The organism is Alterinioella sp., assembly GCF_058343375.1.
Genome location: NZ_JBTUJH010000014.1, coordinates 1 through 7,197, shown reverse-complemented (window position 1 = coordinate 7,197; position 7,197 = coordinate 1). Strand labels below are relative to the sequence as shown.

The following is a 7,197-nucleotide window of genomic DNA, read 5'->3' as shown; positions in this document are numbered from 1 at the left end:
CTGAGTGGCGGATCCGGAGATAATATCCTCTTTGGCGGCATCGGCGCTGATTTCTTCGTCTTTGACACCAACGATGGCGGCACGCAAACAATTGCCGATATGGAGGCCTGGGATACCGTCGAGATCGCAAACTCAGGCTATACCAGTGCCAATGCCCTGATCGCGGCCCTCACCCAGGATGGCAACGATGTCCTGCTCAACGACAATGGCACCACGATCCGGTTCGAGAACATCACCCTCAGTCAGTTCGATACCGATATGTTCGTCTTCGTCTGACCGTAAGCGGTGCGGACAAACCTTTCCAAATTCAGCTTGACGCTTGATCGAATGCCCATGGCATGAGGGCGTCGATTTGATCCGCGGGATGGCCAGCTGCGATAGCTTCGAGTGTTGCCTTGATATAGGCGAAGGGTTCGACGCCGTTGAGCTTGCAAGTCTCGATCAGTGAGGCGATGCGGCCCCAATTCTTACCGCCTTCATCGTGGCCTGCAAATAGCGCGTTTTTATGATTCAGGATTAGGGCCTGTGGACATTCATCTTGATGCGATGAGCGCCGCGACAAGGTTCCAGTTGGCAGCGTAGCTGTTGTCGATTTTATCGTAACGCGTTGCGATGGCACGAAAATCCTTGATCTTGGCGAAGTAGTTTTCAACCAAATGCCGCCAGCAATAGGCCTCCTCATCGTATTCTCGCTGAACAATCCGGTTCGATTCGGGCGGGATATCGGCGGTTGCGCCCCGGTCGTCCAACTCCTCCAGCAGCCAGTTTGCGTCAAACGCTTTATCCGCCAGCAAAACCGCCGCGTCGCGATCGCCAATACAAGCAAGTTGACGTCCCGCTTGCCGATCTTCCAATGCGTCCGATCAAGGCGAAGATGCCATGGCCCGCTCACCCCGAGCAGTTGGACGACAAGTCTTCGGGAAGCGCGACATGCTGAAAAAATCGCTGCAGCCGCCGATAGGTTGACGCAACCAGAACCTCCCCTGCACGTTCGCTGGCGATATGACTGAGGTTCACTGTCCGAGCGCTGATCATGGCCACGATCAGAAGGCACAACGTCTCGAGCCGTGTCTTGCCCAGAGGCACATGCGCAGATAGCGTCAAGGTGAAGGCGGTGATTGCTTTGTGGGTCATGGAGGGCGTTCCTTTGCAGGGATAGAGTCCTCCAGAAAACCACCTTTCAGCGTCCTCAACCGCCCTGTGTCGTGTAGTGTGACGCGCGCCGCTTGAAGACACTAAACACCTAGGGATTCACGCGCTCCAGGTCGATATAGCCCAGATCCGGGCCTGCCCACTGTCGTGGTTTCCAGATCGTGCCATCCCTGCCCTGCCAATAGGTATTTTCGAAACCGGCGCATCGCGGCCCTGCACGCGGCAGGTTTCCACGTAGCGCTGCGTGTCATAGGCGCGGCCCAGAACATCAACGCTTTGACGGGTTTCGGGCTGTAATCGGCAATAGAGCCGGTGCGTTTCTATCTGGTCCAGGCCATCAAGCCCGCGAAAGAGCCGGGAATATTCCGCAGGCCCGCCGACCGACAATGCGCGTTGAAGCGGCGCGGTTTCCAGGCTGTGCAGGTCGGTGCCGAAGCCACGGGTGTTGCGCAAAAACCCGCCTGCGGTGGTGATCGTATTGCCGTCAAGGCTGCGCCAGACGATCGCACCCCGCGGGGTCTGAAACTCCAGCAGTCCCACCGAAACGCCGACCGCGTCCAGACGCGCGACCAGCACCGGTCGGGTGATACCCGCCTCGCGGAGCGACGCGCGGGTCGCGGTGAACTGGGGCGGCGCGGCACCCTGGCCCCGGCTGAACAGCCCGCTGCTGATCTGGCGCATTGCCGAAAGCACGGCGTTGTCTTCGGTTTCGCCACTGCCGAAATCTCCGACCGCCGCGCAGGAGGCCAGCACCAGAAAGGCCAGCAGGGCCAGTTGCTTTTTCATCGCCACACCCGCGCCCATTGATCGTCGATATTGCCCAGATGGCCTTCGCGCACCCGATCATAGAGCCGGTCGGGCACATTGACCCTTGCCCCGCCATCGCGCGTGATCGGACGGATCGTGGTGCCGACACTGCTTTGGCTTGGGCGTCCGGTGAACCACGAGACCGGGATAGAAAAGCGGATGCCCTTGTCGAAAGAACCTTCGCCAAACTCGGCCGCCGAAACATCGGTCAGCGTCATGAAGGCACCGACGCTCCAGCCATTGGGAAACACGCGATCGACAGCGATGGTCGCCCCCCAATCGCCCGCCAGATAGCGCCCGGCATCGACTTGCAGCTGGTAGCCACCCGCCATGTCATAATAGGCCGAAACAAAGCCGGTGACGACATCGTAATCGCGAAAGCCAAACCCCATGTCATAGTCGCGCTGCATGACGTAATTGACCTCGGCCCCAAGCGCCAGACGGCTGGTCACCGGGTGCCTCCTGATTTTCGGGCCTTTAGACCACGACCGTCTCGGGCGGATCAAGCGGCCCTGCCCACGGCTCCGTGAAAATGCAAAAAGCGTCATTCAGGTGACAGAGCAGGCAGCCGCCAGCATCTTCACCCGCGCTGGACGAGATCGCGGGGCGTGGTGGTGGCGTCGCGGCCTTCGATCCAGCGGTCGATCACGGCCAGCGCCGCTTCCTGGCTGCCCGCGGCGATGGCTTCGCGCAGGCCGCGCAAGGCAGAGGCCACCTCGATCTCCGACAGATGGGTCTCGCGGGCGCAGAAAATCTTGGGATGTGCCGTGGTCAGACGCTCGCCGCTCAGCGTCAGCTCTTCGCGCAGCTTTTCACCAGGGCGAAGCTCGGTGATCTCGATCGCAATATCGCCATCTGGATTGGCCTCATCGCAGACACTGTAGCCCGCGCTTTCGATGACCTGGCGGGCCAGTTGCAGGATCGCCACCTCTTCGCCCATATCCAGCACAAAGACCTCACCGCCCTGTGCCATGGCCCCGGCGCGCAGCACCAGATGCACCGCCTCGCGCACGGTCATGAAATAGCGCATCATATCGGGGTGGGTCACCGTGACCGGGCCACCGCGGCTGATCTGTTCCTGAAAAAGCGGCACCACCGAACCCGAAGAGCCGAGCACATTGCCGAAGCGCACCATGGTGAAAACGGTGCCCCCGGCGCGCGCCGCCAGATCCTGGATCACCAGTTCGGCAAACCGCTTTGATGCCCCCATCACCGAGGCCGGGCGCACCGCCTTGTCCGATGACACCAGGATGAAGCGTTCAACGCCTGCGTTCTCGGCCTCGCGCGCCAATGTCTGAGTGCCGAGCACGTTATTGGCCAGCCCCGAGATCGGGTTCGCCTCGACCAGCGGCACGTGTTTATAGGCGGCAGCATGGATCACCACCTGGGTGCCATGTTCGGACAGCACCTGACGCACCTGGCGCGGATCGGTCACCGAGCCCAGAACCGGCACCAGAGCGACATTGCTGTCCTCGGCCAGCGGGCGCAGTTCCATCTCGATATTGTAAAGCGCCAGTTCATTGAGTTCATAGAGCAGCAGTTTCGCAGGTCGGCAGGCCAATACCTGACGCGCCAGTTCCGACCCGATCGAGCCCCCTGCCCCCGAAATCAACACCACCCGGCCGGCATAGCTGGCGCAATCATCGCCAAGCGAGGTCACCGCCTGCGCCCGGCCCAGAAAATGCGCGGGCTTCACCGGCGTCAGCTTTTCCAGAAGCGGTTCTTCTCCAATGAGCTGCGCGAAAGACGGCAGGCTTTGCACCTCCAGCCCCATATTTTGCAACCGCCGGGCAATCTGCGCCTGTTTCGGCTGGCTGAGCGAGGGGATCGCAATCAGCACCCGGCTGATATGTCTTTCTTCGGCGATGCGGGCAATGCGGGCGGGTGTATAGACCGGCAGACCCGCGATCAGCACGCCCTGCAGGGCCGTGTTGTCATCGACGAAGGCCACCGGGTCGATGCCCTCATGGCTGCGCAGCGCCGAGGCCAGCTGCGTGCCGGTGGTTCCGGCCCCGTAAATCAGCACCCGACGGCGCGGAATTTCGCGCCGGTAGATGGCGGTCACGATCTGATACATCAAGACCCGGCTGATCGCGGAAAACAGAAAAAAGCCGATCCCGAAAACCACGAAGATGCCTAGCGGCAACGCCAGGCCAAAAAGCCAGGAAAGCGCCGCCATCGCGCCGGTCAGATAGACCGCAAAGATGCCGGTCTTGGCCACCGCCCGGCCTTCATAGGCATTGAGCTGGATCTGCGGAATGCCAAGCCCGACTGCCAGGCCCGCAGCAATGACGATCATATAGGGCAGGATCGGCAGAACCAGGCGCAATGTGTCCAGCGGGGCCAGCGGGGCGACCTGAATGCCAAAGGCAAAGATCATCGCCAGCGGCACCAGCAGCAGATCGACCAGCAGGAGTATGTTGCGCTTTTGGCGGCGGGTCAGAGATTTTACGAATTTCAGCATCCCGCTCTCACGCCCACCCCTCAAAATCACATCCACTACAAATTGACCCACTGCCCGGACTGTCCCGGACAGCTTTCATGCTCGATATTCGAAAAACGGGGTCTTTCTGAAAATAGTCTCATGTCAAGATATCGTGTTCCGCCTTTGCGACATAAGTGAACCGCGTTGCATGTGCGAAATCTCGCCGAGAATTGCGTATCGCGTGGGCGCTTCCTGGCCCTGAACTGGATAATGATCGTAATCTGGTTAAAGAACTGTAAAGAAAACCCAAAATGCATTGGCCATGGTCGCCCTTTCCGATCCATCTTGTATTGATCGCCCTGCTATCGCTGACGGAGGGCGGCGCAAGAGCATCTGAGCCGGTTCACCCAGTCACCTGCGTCGCCCCTTCGGGCGGGATCGATCCAGGCAGCGAGATCCATCTCGACGGGATCTGCGCGGCCTTGCAAAACAGACCTGACATCATCGCACGCGGCGCAGAATTGCAGCTCGTTCTGATCGTCGAGGACCTGCGCCCCGATCACGTCACCGCCTATCTGGAATGGCAGGGCGCGAACGACCGCATGCGCGGCCCGTCGGTCGAATTCGGGTTTCTTGATACCAGCCTTGGATCGGTGCAATATGATTTTATCGCGGCAGGCCTCACTCAGGCCACAAATTTTCCCTAGGCAGCGTCCCGATATCTGACCGAATGAGGACCCTTTCAGCCATGCCACCCATCAGCACCGCATTTCGTTCCTTCGATACAGAGCACAGTTTCGACCCGCTTGGCATGCAGGCTGCCGCGATTGTCGAGATCGTATCCTCGCCGGCCGACCCCACGACCCTGAACATGATGGCGATCGGCGACAGTTTCTCCGGCGTATTGCAGACGGTAGGTGATGATGACTGGGTCGCGGTGACGCTACAGGCGGGCTCCAGCTATGAGATCAACCTCTTCGGCAGCGGCGTGGGCGCTCTCTCTGATCCATATCTTCGGCTTTACGATGCCAATGGCGCGCAGGTGGCCTTCAACGACGATGGCGGCAGCGGTTACAATTCCCGGATCATCTATACGCCGTCCAGCACCGAGACCTATTACATCAGCGCGCGGGCCTATGGCGATACGGGCCAGGGCAATTATCAGATCACGGTGGACACGGCGGCGGCAAATAGCGTCGCCGGATCTCTGGACCAGTTGGCCACCTATCTCACCGATGGCTACTGGACCGACAATGGCGGATCGCGCCATACGTTCGACACCTCCATCAGCAATATCATCACCGTTAATATCACCGCGTTGTCGGCGGATGGCCAACGCCTTGCCCGATGGGCGATGGAGGCTTGGGAGCGGGTGGCCGATATCCGGTTCGCAGAAACCTCCGGATCGGCCCAGATCACCTTCACCGACGACCAACCCGGGGCCTATTCCAGTTATTGGTCCATCGGCGGCACCACCCAGTCGGCCATCGTCAATGTCTCGGCCTCCTGGCTGAATTCCTACGGCACCCAGATCGACGATTATTCCTTCTCTACTTACCTGCACGAGATTGGCCATGCGCTCGGGCTCGGCCATCAGGGCAATTACAACGGTGCCGCCACCTATGGTGTGGACGAGACCTTTGCCAATGACAGCTATCAGGCCTCGCTCATGTCCTATTTCTCGCAGACCGAGAATACCTTCGTAAATGCCAGCTACGGGCTGCCGGTCACCGCCATGATCGCCGATATCATCGCGATTCAGAGCCTTTACGGCGCGCCGGACAGCAATTCCGACACCGCCGGCGACACGGTCTATGGCGTCGGCCAGACCATCGGCGGCTATCTGGGCGTGCTGTTCGATGCGCTGCTTTCCGACCAGGACCCCAATAATTACTATGGCGATGGTTCCGTCGCACTGACCCTGTATGATCAGGGCGGCACCGATACCGTCGATTTCAGCACCGATACCACCGACCAGAGTGTTGATCTGAATGCGGAAGGCATCTGGAACGTGCGCGGTCTGATCGGCAATGTCGTCGTCGCCCGTGGCACGGTGATCGAGAATTATGTAGCCGGATCGGGTAATGACTTTGTTTTGGGCAATGATGCTGCAAATACGCTGACCGGCAATGGTGGATCAGACACGCTGAATGGAGGAATTGGCGCTGACAGTTTATTTGGCGGTGATGGTGCTGATACGTTGGATGGCGGCGGCGGCAATGATTTCCTGCATGGCGAGGCCGTCGACAGAAGCTTTGATCCGGTCGCAGCGCAGGTTTACCGGCTTTATCAGGCGACGCTGGACCGCGCGCCGGATCTGGCCGGGCATAGCGATTGGACCGCACAGCTGCTGAGCAATGCCATGACCCTGCAACAGGTCGCCAATGGCTTCGTCAATTCATCCGAATTTCAGTCCACCTATGGTGCCACCACCAACACCGAATTCGTCACCCTGCTGTATAACAACGTGCTGAATCGCGCCCCGGATGCGGGCGGGCTGGCGGGTTGGGTCGGGCAGCTCGACAGCGGGGCCCTGACCCGCGCCGAGGTGGTCACGGGGTTCTCCGAAAGTCGGGAATTCCGCACCAATACCGAGGCAGAGGCCCTGAATTTCAGCCGCGCCGGCTATCAGGCCGGCTGGTCCGACGATGTCTATCGGCTCTATCAGGCGACGCTGGACCGCGCTCCCGATCCAAGCGGCTTCGACAACTGGACCGAGGCGCTTGCGGCGGGCACCGATTACCTCTCGGTGATCTCGGGCTTCGTCAACTCGACCGAGTTCCAGTCCACCTATGGCAGCACCACCAACGCGG

7 protein-coding genes and 3 pseudogenes are annotated in these 7,197 nt (G+C 60.1%); 3 read left to right on the top strand and 7 right to left on the bottom strand.

Features of this window, described 5'->3' with window-relative positions; genetic code table 11:
* Positions 1–276 (top strand): annotated as a pseudogene (locus ACW8PS_RS02455) (hypothetical protein); the annotation flags it as partial.
* Between the two features lie 31 nt (positions 277–307).
* On the opposite strand, the pseudogene ACW8PS_RS02450 reads toward ACW8PS_RS02455, so the two are convergent.
* The 7 genes and pseudogenes from ACW8PS_RS02450 to ACW8PS_RS02420 all read right to left on the bottom strand — a co-directional run.
* Positions 308–514 (bottom strand): annotated as a pseudogene (locus ACW8PS_RS02450) (transposase domain-containing protein); the annotation flags it as partial.
* Between the two features lie 19 nt (positions 515–533).
* Positions 534–854, bottom strand: coding sequence for a transposase (locus ACW8PS_RS02445; RefSeq protein WP_491525670.1), 321 nt, complete (start codon positions 852–854; stop codon positions 534–536).
* Positions 855–888: 34 nt separating this feature from the next.
* Entirely contained in the window at positions 889–1,134 is a 246-nt protein-coding gene (locus ACW8PS_RS02440) for a hypothetical protein (protein WP_491525669.1), read from the bottom strand.
* 109 nt (positions 1,135–1,243) lie between these two features.
* A complete protein-coding gene (locus tag ACW8PS_RS02435; RefSeq protein WP_491525671.1) occupies positions 1,244–1,312 on the bottom strand; it encodes a hypothetical protein in 69 nt (22 codons plus the stop codon).
* Positions 1,313–1,374: 62 nt separating this feature from the next.
* Positions 1,375–1,833 (bottom strand): annotated as a pseudogene (locus ACW8PS_RS02430) (YjbF family lipoprotein); the annotation flags it as partial.
* A gap of 101 nt (positions 1,834–1,934) precedes the next feature.
* Positions 1,935–2,411, bottom strand: coding sequence for a YjbH domain-containing protein (locus ACW8PS_RS02425; protein WP_491525668.1), 477 nt, complete (start codon positions 2,409–2,411; stop codon positions 1,935–1,937).
* A gap of 128 nt (positions 2,412–2,539) precedes the next feature.
* The gene (locus tag ACW8PS_RS02420; RefSeq protein WP_491525667.1) at positions 2,540–4,423 is read right to left on the bottom strand and encodes a polysaccharide biosynthesis protein; all 1,884 of its coding nucleotides are present in this window, start codon (positions 4,421–4,423) and stop codon (positions 2,540–2,542) included.
* Between the two features lie 272 nt (positions 4,424–4,695).
* Here ACW8PS_RS02420 and ACW8PS_RS02415 point away from each other — a divergent pair, with 272 nt between their 5' ends.
* Positions 4,696–5,091, top strand: a complete 396-nt coding sequence (locus tag ACW8PS_RS02415; RefSeq protein ID WP_491525666.1) for a hypothetical protein — start codon at positions 4,696–4,698, stop codon at positions 5,089–5,091.
* A 41-nt stretch (positions 5,092–5,132) separates the two neighbouring features.
* On the top strand, positions 5,133–7,197 hold a 2,065-nt coding region (locus ACW8PS_RS02410), incomplete at its 3' end, for a DUF4214 domain-containing protein (RefSeq protein ID WP_491525665.1).